The 14198-nt window shown below is 70.4% G+C and carries 15 protein-coding genes; 8 read left to right on the plus strand and 7 right to left on the minus strand.

What is annotated here, in order from left to right:
* Positions 1-106 precede the first annotated feature (106 nt).
* From ACH4LD_RS40175 to ACH4LD_RS40200, 6 genes are all read right to left on the minus strand, one after another.
* A complete protein-coding gene (locus ACH4LD_RS40175; RefSeq protein ID WP_398059224.1) occupies positions 107-2008 on the minus strand; it encodes a DUF2637 domain-containing protein in 1902 nt (633 codons plus the stop codon).
* Between the two features lie 375 nt (positions 2009-2383).
* Entirely contained in the window at positions 2384-2560 is a 177-nt protein-coding gene (locus tag ACH4LD_RS40180) for a hypothetical protein (RefSeq protein WP_398059225.1), read from the minus strand.
* Positions 2561-2663: 103 nt separating this feature from the next.
* On the minus strand, positions 2664-2855 hold the full coding sequence (locus ACH4LD_RS40185; RefSeq protein WP_398059255.1) for a DUF5999 family protein: 192 nt from the start codon (positions 2853-2855) through the stop codon (positions 2664-2666).
* A gap of 173 nt (positions 2856-3028) precedes the next feature.
* Complete coding sequence (locus tag ACH4LD_RS40190; RefSeq protein ID WP_398059227.1) at positions 3029-3334, minus strand: WhiB family transcriptional regulator; 306 nt, start codon at positions 3332-3334, stop codon at positions 3029-3031.
* Between the two features lie 161 nt (positions 3335-3495).
* Entirely contained in the window at positions 3496-3687 is a 192-nt protein-coding gene (locus ACH4LD_RS40195) for a hypothetical protein (protein ID WP_398059229.1), read from the minus strand.
* Between the two features lie 327 nt (positions 3688-4014).
* Positions 4015-4773, minus strand: coding sequence for a hypothetical protein (locus tag ACH4LD_RS40200; RefSeq protein ID WP_398059230.1), 759 nt, complete (start codon positions 4771-4773; stop codon positions 4015-4017).
* A 358-nt stretch (positions 4774-5131) separates the two neighbouring features.
* On the opposite strand from ACH4LD_RS40200, the gene ACH4LD_RS40205 reads away from it, so the two are divergent.
* From ACH4LD_RS40205 to ACH4LD_RS40240, 8 genes are all read left to right on the plus strand, one after another.
* Positions 5132-5887: a GntR family transcriptional regulator gene (locus tag ACH4LD_RS40205; RefSeq protein ID WP_132791093.1), complete on the plus strand. Its 756-nt coding sequence runs from the start codon at positions 5132-5134 to the stop codon at positions 5885-5887.
* A 669-nt stretch (positions 5888-6556) separates the two neighbouring features.
* Positions 6557-7264 carry a hypothetical protein gene (locus tag ACH4LD_RS40210; protein ID WP_398059231.1) on the plus strand — a complete coding sequence of 236 codons (708 nt, stop codon included), beginning with the start codon at positions 6557-6559 and terminating at the stop codon, positions 7262-7264.
* Complete coding sequence (locus ACH4LD_RS40215) at positions 7261-7851, plus strand: isochorismatase family cysteine hydrolase (protein ID WP_398059232.1); 591 nt, start codon at positions 7261-7263, stop codon at positions 7849-7851. Before ACH4LD_RS40210 ends, ACH4LD_RS40215 begins: the two co-directional genes overlap by 4 nt.
* Positions 7848-8756, plus strand: a complete 909-nt coding sequence (locus ACH4LD_RS40220; protein ID WP_398059233.1) for an FAD-dependent oxidoreductase — start codon at positions 7848-7850, stop codon at positions 8754-8756. The genes ACH4LD_RS40215 and ACH4LD_RS40220 overlap by 4 nt, the downstream gene beginning before the upstream one ends.
* Before the next feature lie 101 nt (positions 8757-8857).
* Complete coding sequence (locus ACH4LD_RS40225; RefSeq protein ID WP_132791098.1) at positions 8858-9154, plus strand: helix-turn-helix domain-containing protein; 297 nt, start codon at positions 8858-8860, stop codon at positions 9152-9154.
* A gap of 784 nt (positions 9155-9938) precedes the next feature.
* Positions 9939-11450, plus strand: a complete 1512-nt coding sequence (locus tag ACH4LD_RS40230) for a transcriptional regulator (protein ID WP_398059235.1) — start codon at positions 9939-9941, stop codon at positions 11448-11450.
* 9 nt (positions 11451-11459) lie between these two features.
* Positions 11460-12332 (plus strand): DciA family protein, encoded by an 873-nt coding sequence (locus ACH4LD_RS40235; RefSeq protein ID WP_398059236.1) that lies wholly within the window; start codon positions 11460-11462, stop codon positions 12330-12332.
* 108 nt (positions 12333-12440) lie between these two features.
* Positions 12441-13601, plus strand: a complete 1161-nt coding sequence (locus tag ACH4LD_RS40240) for a protein kinase (protein WP_398059237.1) — start codon at positions 12441-12443, stop codon at positions 13599-13601.
* Here ACH4LD_RS40240 and ACH4LD_RS40245 read toward each other — a convergent pair whose 3' ends face one another.
* Positions 13602-14036: a hypothetical protein gene (locus tag ACH4LD_RS40245; protein ID WP_398059238.1), complete on the minus strand. Its 435-nt coding sequence runs from the start codon at positions 14034-14036 to the stop codon at positions 13602-13604.
* Positions 14037-14198 lie beyond the last annotated feature (162 nt).

Genomic DNA, 14198 nt, shown 5'->3' on the forward strand with positions numbered 1-14198 from the left:
TCGGATCTGCTGTACTCGGGGGGCTGTTGACTGCTTCCGGCAGTCGCAGCGAGGGCCAGCCCAATGGCCGTGGGCTGGCCCTCACTGGTGTGTGCCGGACGGTGGGTCAGGGTCGGTATCCGCCGGCGAGCAGCTCGGCTGCCTCCGTGCGGTACTCCGAGGCAGTGCCGGGGGAGGAGATGCTCAGGCCGCCCTGGATGTCGGCGAGGGACACCAGGTCCGACAGTTCGCGCTGGACGTCGGCGAGGTCCTTGCCGTCGGGGACGAGGCCGGCCGCCAGCGCCATGCGGGCGACCTTGCGGACCGCGCGTTCGCGGGGCTTGAGCTTCGCGGCGTCTTCGGCTTCGACTGCGGCCCGCTCGATTTCGGCAGCAGCGCGGTGCGTTTCGGCAGCAGCCCGCTCGGCTTCGGCGGCCTCCTTCTTGGCGCGCGCGATGTCGGCGAGGGCGGCCTCCCGGTGGCGGTCCTCCTCCGCCTTCTTGCGGTCGGCTTCGGCAGCAGCGCGGCGCGTTTCGGCGGCGGCCCGCTCCGTTTCGGCAGCGGCCCGATCCGCTTCGGCAGCAGCCTTGCGGGCTTCGGCGATGGCCTGGGTCTCGATGGCCTGTGCCTCCGCCGCGGCGACCCGGTCGGCCTCCGCCGCTTCCTTCCGCTTCTGGGCCGCCTGGCGCTCCAGCTCGGCTGCCTCCAGGTCCGCGGCAGCCGCCGTCCGGCGTGCCTTCGCGATCCGCTCGGTCTCGATCGCGCCGGCCTCGGCCGCCGCGACCTTGTCCGCCTCGGCCGCCGCCTTGCGCTGCTCAGCGGCCTTCCGCTCGAGCTCGGCCTTTTCCAGGTCCGCCTCGGCCGCGGCCTTGCGCTCCTGGGCCTCCTTGCGCTCCGCCTCTGCCTCGCGGGCGCGTGCTTCGGCGATCACGGCGTTGTCGAGGGCCTGCTGCTCCAGCTCAGCGGCCCGCTCTGCGGCGCTGACCTGGGCTCGGGCGTGGGCGCGTGCCTGGCCGGTCTGGCCGTCGACCTCCGCCTGGACCAGCTGCACCTTGCCCTTGGCGCGCAGCCGCTCGGCTTCGGAGTCCGCCTTGGCGACCTCGCTGCGCGTCTCCGCGGCCAGGCGCCGGCGCTCGGCTTCTTCCTCACGCTCCTGGGCTGCCTGTTCCTGCTCGTCGGGCATGGCCAGGGCCTGGGCGACGGTGTAGCCGTAGGGGGCCATCTTCATCGGCAGCAGCTCGTCCTCGCTGGCCTTGGAGATGTCGCCGTCGTACTTGCGCTTGAGCCACTGCTCGTAGGCGATGAGCTCCTGGTCCCGGCGGATCATCTCCGGGTAGGAGGTGACGCCCCACAGCCGCATCCGTCGGAAGATCCGGGCCGTCGCGACCGGGGCGAGCACCCACCGCAACCACGGGATCGAGTCGCGTTCGGCCTGCTCAGGGCGGACGACGCGGTCGATGGCGTCGCGGCCGAGCTCCACCACTGTGATGAAGAGGACCGGGACGACGCCGTGGGCGCCGGCGGCGACGTAGTCCAGCAGCTTCCACGCCCCCTTCGGGGCTCCGGACGCGGCGTTGAGGACGACCGTCGCGCCGGTCAGCAGCCACACCGGGTAACGGATCCAGCTGATGGGGCGCTTGAGCCAGGCCATCAGCAGGTCGACGGCGATCATGACCATGATGCCGACGTCGACACCGACCGCGAACAGCTGGCCCTTGCCCAGCGTGCCGAAGCGGAGCTGCTCGAAGGCGAAGACCGCGACGTGCTCGAAGGACAGGTACAGGCCGATGCCCGCGAGGGCGAGCGCGGCGGCGACGATCGCTCCGGCCGTCCACTTCTGGGTGCCGGTCAGCTTCGCCGGGGAGGACTTCGTTCCGGTTCCGCTTTCCGTCTCCGAAACGAACTCTGCCGTTGCCGAAACGGCGCCGGGCGTCTGCGAAACCGGCGTGGGCGTTCCCGAAACGGCGGCCGGTGAAGCCGAGTCGGGGTCGGGTTCAGCCGCGGTGCGCGGCCAGTCTGCGATCGTCATGGGGACCTCCGGAAGGGGTTGCTCAGGGCGTGCGCGAAACGGCGGGGGCTGCTCCCGAAACGCGGTGAGGCGTTCCCGAAACAGCCCGTGGTGCGGATGGCTGATCGCGAAGCGGACACCGGCTCTACCCGCTCCGCGGGCACGAAAAGGCCGGCGGTCCGGGGGGTGGGTGGCCGGGCTCGCGAAGCGTCGCGGGACGGGCGCGAAACCGGGTGCGGCTCCCGCCGGGCGGGCGCGAAGTCAGCTCTCAGGGAGCCTGCGCGCGGTGGCGGGACCGTCGGCGGTGGTGAGTTCCGGGCTGTCCGGCTCCCCGTCACCGCCCGCACCGGCCGCCGTTGGCCGGTCGGTGCGGGCGGATCAGGCAACCGTCAGTCCTCACTGCGAGGCGGCGACATATTCCTCGCGGGTCAGAAAGGTGCGGCGGCCGTCGTCCATACGGACCGTCACGTCGCCATCGACGTGGACCTCCTCGACGACGCCCTGGTCCCCGGCCCGGTGCCGGGTGCCGAGCGCCTCGACGTCGGTGGTGAGGGTGATACGCGTTCCTCGCATGACCAGTCCCTTCGGTCGTGGTCCGGACTGTCCGGCTCCCCGTCACCGCCCGACCCGGCCCGCCGAAGACTCGGCGGATCGGTGCGGGCGGATCAGGCAGCCGTCAGGCCGCGGCCGCGACGGGACGGTGCGGGGCGATGACCCGGCCGTCGGGGAGCAGCTCGCCGGTGTCCTCGAAGAGAAGGACGCCGTTGCACAGCAGGCTCCAGCCCTGCTCCGGGTGGGCGGCCACGACGTGCGCGGCTTCCCGGTCCGGGCTCTCGGCGGTCGGGCAGGTCGGCGTGTGCGTGCACAGGGCTTCCGGCAGCCGGGCGGCGCCGGAGGCGGTGACGATCGTGGCGGTGCGTTCCATGAGCGCTCCCAGGGACGAGGGCTGAAGACGTGGAAAGGCCGGCCACCCGTCGTGCGGGCAGCCGGTCGCAGGTGGTGCTGCGGCGCGGGCCAGAAGCTGTCGGCCGCTCCCGGCGGTCAGGCGTTGGTGCGCTTGCGGGCGGCGCGGCGCTTGATGCGGCGGCGGTCGTCCTCGCTCATGCCGCCCCACACGCCGTGGGCCTCGCCCATCTCCAGCGCCCAGGAGGCGCAGCGCTCCAGCACCGGGCAGGTGCGGCAGACCGCTTTGGCCTCCTCGATCTGCAGAAGCGCCGGGCCGGTGTTGCCGATGGGGAAGAACAGCTCGGGGTCTTCCCGCGTGCAGGCGCCGGCCTCGCGCCAGTTGGTGTTGACCGGCAGGTCGGCGGAGGGGGCGTAGGTGGCGCGTACGATGGAGCCGTTCATCAGGGCCTCCCAGAAGGTCCGTGTGAGACAGCCCCAGGGATTGCGCCCCTGGGGCTGTTCGCGTGTTGGCGGCCGGACGGCCGGAGCGGGGAGTGAGTTCCCGGCGCTCTCCGCCGGCCCCGCCCGGCGAAGGGTGGGGACGACGGGCAATGCCGGGGGAGTCAGCGGCGCTGCTGCTTGGACTGGCGGGCGGTGTAGGCGTCCTGGAGGCGGGCGAACCGCTCGTGGATCGGCGCTCCCACCCTGCAGTCCCGGCCTTCCTGGCAGGCCAGGCAGCCGTTGGTGTGCTCGGTGGAGTCCTGGAACGCGCGCATGTAGCGGACGAACAGGTCGTCCGTTGGACGGTTGGTCATCGGCGGTTCTGCTCCGACCTCTTGTTCTGCTCCGCGTTCTTCCGCGAGAGCTCAGCGCGCTCCTCGTCGGTCAGGCTCGTGATCGCCTTCATCACTTGCCTCCCCGCACCCGGCGCAGGGCCTCGTCCATGTCCGGGTCGGAGTCGGTGGGGTGCTGTGCGATGCTGGTGTGCATCAGGTCCTCCATACGGGTCCTGGACAGCCCCGGGGGTCTCAAGTCGCCGGGGCTGTCGTGCTGTTCAGGCTGGTCGTACGAGCAGCCACGGCCCCGGCCACCCCTCGTGTGTGCGGGGTGGCCGGGGCCGTGGTCGTTCGTCCAGGAGCGGGTCAGCGCGCGGGGCGCTTGGGGCGGAGCGTCTTGAGCGGCACCGGCGGCGCGCCCAGCGGCGCGTCACCGTCGGGCAGCTGCGCGCGCTGGGTGTCGGCCTCGCGGACCGCCGACTCGGTCGACGCCCACTTCATTTCCCGGAGCAGCCAGAGGGCCCGGCCGTCGCCCGGCTCCTCCTCTGCCTGCCGAACCGCAGCACCGACCGGGGTGCAGCGCAGCTTGTAGAGGTAGAGCCGGGCGAGCGGGCTGCCCTCACCACAGTGAGCGTGGCCGGACTCCTGGCACACCTCGCACTGCTCGGCGTGAGCCCGGTACAGCCGGAACGCGCCCTTGGCGTCCAGGTCCTGAACCACCAGCTGACCAACGGCCGGCGCAGCCGCGACCTTCGGCTTGCGTCGCACAGTGGTCCGGCGGCGGCTGGCGGTCTCCGCGTGGCCGTCCTCCAGGCGCTCCTGCCACTTCTTGACCGTCACGTCGAGCGTGACCAGGCGGTTGCTGCCCAGGCGGCAGCGAATGGCTGCGTCCTTGCCCGCGCGGCCGGCGTCGTGCGGCACGACCTTGGGCTTCTTGGTCTGGAGGCCGGTGATCGGCACCCACGTCTTGCAGTCGGGGCAGACCAGCGACGCGCAGGCGGGACGCAGGTCGTACTGGTGGGGCCGGAGGGTGGAGAGGGCCAGCGCCGGGCGTGCGTTGACGGTGCGGGAGCGGGTCCGGCTCCGGCGGGGGCGGGCGGTGCGCTCAAAGGTCGAAGCAGACATCTGGACTCCTCACGAACAGAGAGGCAGGGGGCGCGTCGCGGTGCTCTCTCCGCCCTCCGGGCCGCACGGCACGAGGCCGGCGTCCCGCAGGACAGACAGCGCACAGCGCTGCGACGTGCACACAGTCGTCGTGCCGTCAGGCTCCGGAGGAGTTCGGTGGTGCTCTCAACCCCGGCCGCCCCGAAGGGCGGACGACTACCTGGGCAACTTCGATATCGAAGTTGCAGTACGATGGTGCGCGATCTCTCTATCGATGTCAAGCACTTCGATAGAGATGTTCCCTCGCTATGTAAGTCGCGAGCCGTAGCTGACGCTGAGCATCGAAGCCCTTAGGATCGCTAGCGAAGTTAGGAGACACATGGCAGGCGGAAAAGGCTCTGAACAGCCCAGATACCTCCAGATCGCTGACGAGCTGAAGGCTGCGATCGAGCGAGGGGACTACCGACCCGGTGATCGACTGCCGGGGGAGAACGCCCTTGCGCCGCAGTACGGCGTCGCCGTGATGACCGCTCGGCGAGCGCTGCGCGCACTCACCAACGAAGGGCTCGCTGAGTCCCGGAAGGGCGCGGGGGTATTCGTCCAGGCTTTCCGCCCCATCCGGCGACGCGGCATCCAGCGCCTGGCACAGGACCAGTGGGGCGCCGGGAAGTCGATCTGGTCGGCTGACGAAGACCGGCCCCTGACGGTCGACCAGGTGTCCGTACAGGAGGTCGTTCCGCCAGCGCACATTGCCGAGATGCTCGACCTGGACGCTGGAGAGACCGCTTGCGCCAGGTCCCGGCGCTTCGTCCTCGATGGCCGGCCGGTCATGCTCGCCACCTCGTACCTGCCCTATGCCCTGGTGGAAGGGTCTGCGATCACCCAGGCCGACACCGGGCCGGGAGGAACCTACGCTCGCCTCGCTGACCTCGGACACGGTCCGGTTCGCTTCCGAGAGGAGATCCGCGGACGGCTGCCCACTGCTGAGGAAGCGGCCACGTTGGGCATGTCCCCTGAGCGCCCTGTCCTGAAGATGTGCCGGACAGCCTTCGACGCCCACCAGCGAGTTGTTGAGGTCAACGAGATGACCCTCGACTCCGCCTCGTACGTCCTGGACTACGAGTTCGATGCCTGACGGCAAGCAGGAGTCGATGCGGGCACGGCACTGGGGTGTGCCCGGGATCGCCATGGTTCCTCCGGCCGGGATTGCGGGTGTGGATCAACAAGAAACAGCATCCGCACCAGGGGCCTTGAGCGAGATGTCCGGCCGTGGAAGTGGTGTAGCAGCAGCGTGGCAATAGCGCGGTTGATACCTGGAAGGTGACCGCCAAGGGGGTGTGTAGTGATCGCTGTGGACAGGTGGACAGGTGAGGAGGCGCTGCTGTTGCGGTCGGTGATGCGAGCGTCTGTGCGCGAGTTCGCCGGTCGCCTCGGCATCAGCCCCAGGACCGTCTCGAACTGGCAGCGGAACAAGACGAGCGTCTGTCGTCCCCAGATGGCGCAGATCCTGGACACGGCGCTCCTCCAGTGCACCCCGGCTGAGCAGGAGGCGTTCAGCCTCCGTTTGGCAGCGCTGCGTGGAGCGTCAGCTCCCCTCAACGGGGAGTCGGCAGCACGTCCGGCACCGTGCACGGTCGTCTCCCACAAGTTCTTGCCGGTGTACCTCGGTGAGTGCAGTGCGCCCCTCTACGCTGCGGGTTCGCCAAGCGAGCCTGGGCCCGGCGGCTTGGAGCAGCGAGTCCTGCCTGCCGACCACCCCTCCGCGCAGTCGTCGACGGTGCACATATACGCCTGCGGTGTCGCTGTGGTGCATCTCGAAGAGCACCACCGCCTCGAGTCGTTGACCGAGTTGGCGCTGTGGCGTTACCGCACGTACCTGAAGGAGCCGGGCTGGGTGGGGGAGTGGATGGCCCACCTGCTGGTCCGCCACGGCGACAACAAGGACCAGCGCGCCCAGTCGCTCGTTCCGCAGTACGTGCTGTCGGCCTACGAGCTCCGCACACATTCCTGGTCAAGCGCCGGCCTGGACACGGCTCTCCAGCTGCTCGCTACGCCATCAGTGCTGGTCAACCGGCAGAATCCAGCAAATGTGGCACCGCTCGGGCCAGGGGTCGAGGAAGCCAAGTTCCGTGAGGGCTGGGCTCACCCCGAGGCCGTGACATTCGACGGTGGAGTCTCCCGCGGCGTCGTCAGCTGGTCTGGTGTCGCCTATCACCCGCAGTCGGACGAGCGGGCTTTGACCATGAGCCAGATCGTGGCCCTTGAGCTCGACGTACAGGCCCTCTGGGCCCTCTCGTCGCACATCCTGCACATGATCGAAAACGGCCAGGACCCGGTGATGCCGACGGCCTATGGCTGGCGCTTTCTACGCAGCGCATACTTCCGGCTCACTACCGCACGCCCCACCGAGACCGCCCAACACCGGGTGATGCGCGAGGCCATCCTGGCTACCAGCGAACTTCCTGATCGGCTGCGGGCCGCCCAGGACGCTCTCCGAGACAGCAATCCGTGACGGCCATGTGGAAGGCGGAGTGGGTGGACCCTCGATCTACAGCGCTGCTGGTCATCGATGTGCAGCAGGGCTTTGTCAACCAGCACAGCCGCGGAATCATCCCTGCGGTTGTTCGGCTGGTGGAGGGCTGGCAAGCAGCCGGCGCTCCCGTTGTGCTGTCACGGTTCCACAACGAGCCCGGATCGCCGTACGAGACGATCACGGGATGGACGCGATTGCGTACTCCCGAGGAACAAGCCCTCGTTGCTGACCTGGCTCCCTTCACCGCCACCGCCGCCGCGATCATCGACAAGCCCCAGGCGTCAGTGTTCACCCCCGAGGGCGCCCGGACTATCCACGAGGCGGGCTGGACCGATCTGGTGCTGTGCGGCATCGACACGGATGCATGCGTATACGACTCCGCTGTCGCCGCCTACCAGGCCGGATACCGGCCCTGGATCGTCACCGACGCTTGTGCCTCTACCGGCGGCGCCCGCTACCACGACGCCGCGCTCCTGCTCGCCGCCCGGAACATCGGCGCTGAGCAACTGGTCACCAGCGAAGTCGTCTTGTCCCGAATCAGCGGAACGCATGGAGCCCACGCATGAACACACCGCACGAGACAGACGTGCTGGTAGTCGGCGCCGGCCCGTCAGGCGTCGCGGCCGCGGTGATGGCGGCCAGCCTGAACCTTCGAACGATCATCGTGGAGGCTGACTCAGTAGGCGGCAAGCTGCACGTCATCGGGGCGCTTGAGAACGTCCCTGGCAACTGGTCGACCGGCCCCCAACTTGCTGAAGCCCTTGCCGCCGACCTAGACCGCCTACAGCAGGCTGGCCGATGCTCCGTCATGCAGGGCCGTGCGGCCAGCGTCACCGGCTACGACGACCGGGCGGAGCTCGTACTCGAGGACGGACGCGCGCTGAGTGCCCAGCTGATCGTGGTCGCCACCGGCGTGGCTGCCCTGGCTCCGCCCGATGCCGACTGGATCAGCGCTCCTGCACATGTGTCCGTGCCTCCGCTGTGGCGCACCAAGCCTGCAGACCTAGCAGGCCGGACCTATGTTCTCGGAGGGGACCGTCCCCTCGGAACATGGCTCCGCACCCACCCGCACTCCTCAACGACGCTTCATGTCCTTTGCCCGCCGACGGATGACTACAAGATCGCCGAGGTCGCGGGGGACAAGCGCGTGCGCATCGTGCCCGTCTCTCACGTCGTCCTATCGCCGATGGCCTACGGAGACGAGTGGAGCTTGCAGGTCAAGGACCGGCAGGGTGAACGCAAGTCGTACGTCGCCAAGACGGTGTTGAACAACCTCGGCAACACGCCAGCGGGTTTGGACGGCCTCGCCTCGAACGAGGACGGCTACTGTCCTCCCGGCAAACAGCACCCTCGGATCCGGGTCGCCGGTGACTTGAGGGCGGCCCAGTTCCAACGCGTCACGACGGCGCAGGGCTCTGGGGCGGAAGCTGTGCTTGCGTCCTACTACGCCTCGGTCCTGAAGCCATGCTGAGGATTGACGCCCGCCGCCCTGTCGGCGTATCGATGCGTGCTAGCTAAGATCGATCCCGTGGTGTATCTTTCAGGGATTCGGTGATCATGAGAGGTTGGGGCATGTCCGACGCGGATCCCATGCAGCGGGTCAACGCTCTCCTCGACGACGTCCTGCCGACGCCGCGCGTGCGTCAGCAACTGCGCCTCGCTGCAGGGCTCACCCAGCAGGAAGTCGCGGACGCCGTGGGCGTGAAACGCCTGGCCGTAGCCCGCTGGGAGCTAGGCCAGACCCACCCCAGGCGGCCCCATCGCGCCGTCTACATCCACCTACTCAAGGGGCTCGCGGCGCGTTTCCCCGAGGTCGCTGAGCTGGATGCAGGCAGCACGACGCCGGCCTCCGAAAGGGGGTCGGGATGACCTAGCGGCCATCGGCCGCGCGCGCCAATGAGGTGGACTGCAATCCACTGTGGCCCCGCGCGGCCCGTCTCGCCGACCGTCAGGTCGGCCGCCCAGTCCCCGGTTGGCGCCGGTTCTGGGCTCCAGCTCATCGAGCTGGGTCTTTTCCACTACTGCACCACCCCGCTTTGGCAAGCGGGTTGTTCCACCCGGTCCGCTTTGGCAAGCGGGCCACCCCGGCTCTCCAGGAGCCCCTTTGGCAGGGGGCTCTGTTGAGCCACAGCGTCACCCCGGGTTCCGGCGGCTTTGGCAGGCCGTTCGGTGCTCGGGGCTCCGTCCGTACAGATCGCTCGGCCGTGGTCGGGTCCCTTGGCAGGGGCTTGATCGCGGTCGGGGCGATCCATATGAAGGTTGGTGTCCCCGCCATAGTGCACGAGATCGGTGTCTTCTGTCAGCTCGACTGTGTCCGATTCGGTCTGATTCGAGCCTTCCAGGCTTCCCGTGTGACGGGATCGACTGACCCTGTTTGCCCTGTTCACGGCATTAGTCACGAAGATTCTTCGGGTTGGAGTGTCACACCGGCCCCGGTCCGGCGCACCTATACCGAGAGGGGGACCCCTGTCCTCCTGGCGGTGCCGGCCGCCGCGGCCCTCCGGGGCTGCGTCCCGTGGGGCGGGACGCGATCGGAGGTTGTTGCCCGCCCGGCGGGAGGGATCGGGGGTCTCACCGGTTCCCGGCCTCTATCCACAGGCGGTCCGCGCGAGGCTGCCGGGATGATCTTTTCTTCGTACGTCCGGGCGGGCCGGTGAGCGCCGTGGCGGCGTCGGCCGCCGTGACGGTGCCTGCTCCGCGTCCGGCAGTCGACGACGCCGACGCGGTCGCCGGGCTGCCCGTGCTGTTCGTGCCGGAGGCGTCGCAGTGGCTGTCGACGTCGTCGGGCCGGATCGCGGGCGACGGCTACTCCTGGATGCAGGCGGTCCACTGGGTCGCCGGGTCCGGGCTGTACCAGCCGCGCCGGTACCGGTCGCACGGGCCGCGCTCGTTCGGGCCGACGACCGTGCTCGTCGCCCAGGAGCTCGCGCAGCTGTCGCCGTGCCGTCCGGGGATCGGGTACCTGGTGCGCCGGACCGGACTGGCGGAGCGGTCGGTGCAGAACCACCTGCAGATCCTGCGGGAGACGGGGCTGCTCGCGTACATCGTCAGGGGCACCAGGGTGCGCGGTGAATCTGCGCAGGCCAGTGAGTTCGCGCGGATGATCCCGCCGGAGTTCGACGCCGCGCTCGGCATCCGTACGGTGCAGCGGGACGGGGACGCTCCGGCGTACACGCGGGCGGTGTCCGGGATCGCGGAGGCCGGCCGGGAGCTGATGGCGAAGCTGGCGAAGAAGGCGGCCCGGAAGGTGCGCAAGCCGCGCTCGAAGCCGTCGTCGAAGACCCGGGCGAAGGCCTCGGTGAGGGGTACTGAACAGGGGGTTGTGACGGCTGTTTCGGATGAGGTCCGTTGCACCCCAATGCAGGTGGGTACCTCAGCGTCTTCTACTGCGGGTGCTACTGCCCTCCCCCCTGAGAGCAAGCTCGCAAGCGGGGAAGCCAAGTCCCCCACCCCGAAGAAGTCAGGCGGCAAGCGCGGTCGCCGGAAGCTGAATGTCGTGGGCCGCCGGTTCCAGCTGGCCCGGGAGCTGACCCAGGAGCTGGACTGGCTGCGCGGCTGCTCGGTGCCCCGGATCGCCTGGGTGGCCCGGGGCGTGGCCGATGCCGGATGGACCGTGACCGACGTCAAGGGCTGGCTGCACTTCCGCGGCGAGGCGGCCCGGGTCCGCCGGGGCTCGGGCCTGCTCGCCGTGCTGCTGGCCGGTGCGGAGACGATCCTGGACACCCCCGCCAAGCGGGCCGACGCCGTTGAGCAGTGGCGCGGCGCCCAGGAAGCTGCCCGCCGCCATCGCATCCAGCAGGTCCGCGCCCGCACCGAGCGGTACGAGGGCGACTGGGACGCCCCGACCAGCCGCGCGGTTCAGCGTGAGGTGGAGGCCGCGTTCGCCAAGGTCAGGGAGGCGGCGAACGGCGGCCGCCACCAGGACCAGGACGACGTCGCCGACGACCAGGCCCTCGATGCGGAGCTGAGCGAGCAGGAGCTGGCGCAGCTGCGCGCGGATGCCTGGGGCCAGTTCATGGCAGGCGAGACGGACCTCGTCATGACGGCCGTGAACGCCATGGGGCCGGCCGCCGCCGAACGCATCTACGGCGCGGAGCTGGTGCATCGCGCCCGCCAGATCGCGAGCGGCTCCCGCAGCTCGCTGATGACCTACGGACGCCGGTAGGAGGCCGACGTGACCGAGCAGACCACCACTGACCAGACCGGCAGCGGCGACGCCCCGGAGCTGTCCGGCGTCGACCTCGCCCGGGTCGCTCTGCAGCAGGCCCGCCTCGCCGCGCGGAATAACGGCGGCGAGGCCCGCGCCTCGCGCCGGCGCCGGGTGACGACCGTGAAGCGGGACGGGCGGGAGCCGGCCGGGTTCGCCGCCGTGCTCCAGGGCCTGATGGCCGACCGGGCCTGGGAGCTCCCGGCCGCCGGCGGCAGCATCCTGGACCGCTGGCCCGACATCGCCGCGGCCGTCGCCCCGCAACTGCCCCACCACGTCGCGGCCGTCGCATTCCACCCGGAGACCGGCCAGCTTGACCTCCGCCCAGACTCTTCGGCCTACGCCACGCAGCTCCGTCTGATCACCGCGCGGATCGTCGCCACGACCAACAGCACGGTCGGCACCGACGCGGTCCGCGCCGTGCGGGTCCTGCCCCCGGGGGCCGCGCCTGCGCCCCGGACCGCGCCGGAGGGCCCGGCCGCCGCACCGGACGCTCCGCAGGCGCCGGTGAAGGCCCGCGAGATGGGATCGGCCGGCTTCCACCAGGCGCTCGCCGCGCACCAGGCCGTCATGCCTCCGAGCTGCGTCGACCCGTCGATTGCGGAGGCGGTGGAACGGCAGACGCGGGCGATGCGGGCACTCAGTCTCCAGGCGTTCCCCGAGCCGGAGGCGGCCGACGACCAGCCGTCCCCGATTGAGCAGGCCCGCATCGAACGCCGCCGCCAGGCCGACGTCTCCCACGCCGCGGCCCTGCGCCGGGCCCGTGCGGAGCGCGCGGCCAGGGAGGCCGGGACGGCAGCCGACGTCCGGGAGCCGACTGCACTGCGCGACACGGCCTGAGCAGACCAACACCCCCTGTTACTGGTGATTGTCACGGCGTAGCGTGACGGGTACACGCCTGGTACACCGTGCGCTGCCGTCGCGGTGACCGCTGGAAGAGGGGGAGTCGTGCAAGCAGGGGCCGTGCTGGACGGGCGCTACCGGCTGATCGAGCCCATCGGCGCGGGCGGGTTCGGCCAGGTATGGAAAGCGCACGATCCCAAGGTCGACCGGCTGGTGGCGGTCAAGGTCCTCGCTGGCGACGGCGGTGCGGACCACGACCGGCAGGTGGCCCGGTTTGCCCGCGAGGCTGCGGTCGCGGGCGGCCTGTCCCACCCGAACATCGTCACCGTTCACGACTTCGGATCCGCGATGTACGACGGGCGTCTGCACGCCTACCTGGTGATGCAGCTGCTGCCCGGCAAGTCGCTCAGCACCGTCCTCGAGGCCGGGCGGCTCCCGCTGTCGAAGGCCATGTATGCGGCGGCCTGCGTCGCCGACGCCCTGGAGGCCGCGCACGAGGCGGGCCTGACCCACCGGGACATCAAGCCGTCCAACATCATCGTCCGCTCCAGCGGCGAGGCTTCGGTCGTCGACTTCGGCATCACCAGGAGCAGCGACGCCCGGCACGACATCACCACGACCGGCGTCCTGATCGGGACCCCCGCCTACATGGCCCCCGAGGCGCTGTCCGGCACGTTCGACTGCCGCTCCGACATGTACTCCTTGGGCTGCGTGCTCTACGAGATGGTCACCGGGCAGCGGCCTTTCGCCGGCACCTCCTGGCGTCTGGTCAACCAGCACCTCAACGAGCAGCCGGCGCCGCTGCGCACCCTGCGTCCGGACGCTCCTGCGGAGCTGGAGCGGCTCGTCAGCCGGCTCATGGCCAAGGACCCTGCCCAGCGGCCGGCCAGCGCAGACGTGTGGGCTGCTCTCAAGGAGATCAACGACCGGTACTTCGGATCCACCCCGCCCAGCCGCGGCAAGGACATCGCCCACGACATCGACGTCACCCAAGAGGAAGCCGCCGACGGCGCGATCATCCCCCTGCGGATCACCGCCCACAAGCCTTGTCCCGCCTGCGCCACCAGGACGGACGAGAAGGCGGCGCGGGCCTGCACGACCTGCAAGGGGGAGGGCCGGCTCATCCGGGAGCAACACACCTACAAGGTCCGCATCCCCGCGGGCATCAGGGACGGCCAGAAGGTCCGGATCCGCGAACTCGGCGGTCCCGGCAAGCACGGCGGTGCGCCAGGAGACATGTACGTCACCGTGCACGTCATCGACTGATCAGCCGTCGGACTCCAGCGCGCGAAGCTCCGGCGCTCCGGCCCCGGACGCTGCCTTGCTGGACGGGGCGGCCTGGTCATCGACGGCCCAGAGCGCGCGGGCGAGGAAGTACAGGGCGATCATCCCGGCGTAGATGAAGGCGCCCCAGCCCACGATCAGCACGAAGACGTTCGCGTCGCCGCGCGCGGAGCTGTAGGCGACGCCCTGCCCGGTGGTGAACAGCCCCGGGAACCAGGCGGAGCGGAGGAAGCCCGGGTCGGCGTAGCGGCCTCCGCCCCGGCGCCACGCCATCAGCGGGACCGCGGCGAAGCCGACGCAGGCCAGGCAGTACATGAAGGCGAAGAAGTCGTTGGCGATGAACTGGTGGCCGTTGGTGATCCCGAGGTAGGCCACCCCGGGCAGGAAGAGCGCGGCCGGCACCCCGAAGCCCAGCACCTCGCCACGGTCTCGAACCTTCGCAACGCTCTCCCCCTGCTGCTGTCGACGTCTTCGTGGGCACCGTACTGGCCGCGCCCGGCCGGATCCGCCGATCCGCAGCAGCCGGGCGGGAGTGGCTGGCTGCTCGCGGCGCGCGAGCGATCCGCCATGGTGGCCACC

The sequence above is a fragment of the Streptomyces sp. NPDC017676 genome (assembly GCF_044329325.1).
In the GTDB taxonomy this organism is placed as follows: domain Bacteria; phylum Actinomycetota; class Actinomycetes; order Streptomycetales; family Streptomycetaceae; genus Streptomyces.

Coding starts and splice junctions, on each gene's coding strand:
- ACH4LD_RS40175 (WP_398059224.1), bottom strand. CDS start 2,008: ATGACGATCGCAGACTGGCCGCGCACCGCGGCTGAACCCGACCCCGAC.
- ACH4LD_RS40180 (WP_398059225.1), bottom strand. CDS start 2,560: ATGCGAGGAACGCGTATCACCCTCACCACCGACGTCGAGGCGCTCGGC.
- ACH4LD_RS40190 (WP_398059227.1), bottom strand. CDS start 3,334: ATGAACGGCTCCATCGTACGCGCCACCTACGCCCCCTCCGCCGACCTG.
- ACH4LD_RS40195 (WP_398059229.1), bottom strand. CDS start 3,687: ATGACCAACCGTCCAACGGACGACCTGTTCGTCCGCTACATGCGCGCG.
- ACH4LD_RS40200 (WP_398059230.1), bottom strand. CDS start 4,773: ATGTCTGCTTCGACCTTTGAGCGCACCGCCCGCCCCCGCCGGAGCCGG.
- ACH4LD_RS40205 (WP_132791093.1), top strand. CDS start 5,132: ATGGCAGGCGGAAAAGGCTCTGAACAGCCCAGATACCTCCAGATCGCT.
- ACH4LD_RS40220 (WP_398059233.1), top strand. CDS start 7,848: ATGAACACACCGCACGAGACAGACGTGCTGGTAGTCGGCGCCGGCCCG.
- ACH4LD_RS40225 (WP_132791098.1), top strand. CDS start 8,858: ATGTCCGACGCGGATCCCATGCAGCGGGTCAACGCTCTCCTCGACGAC.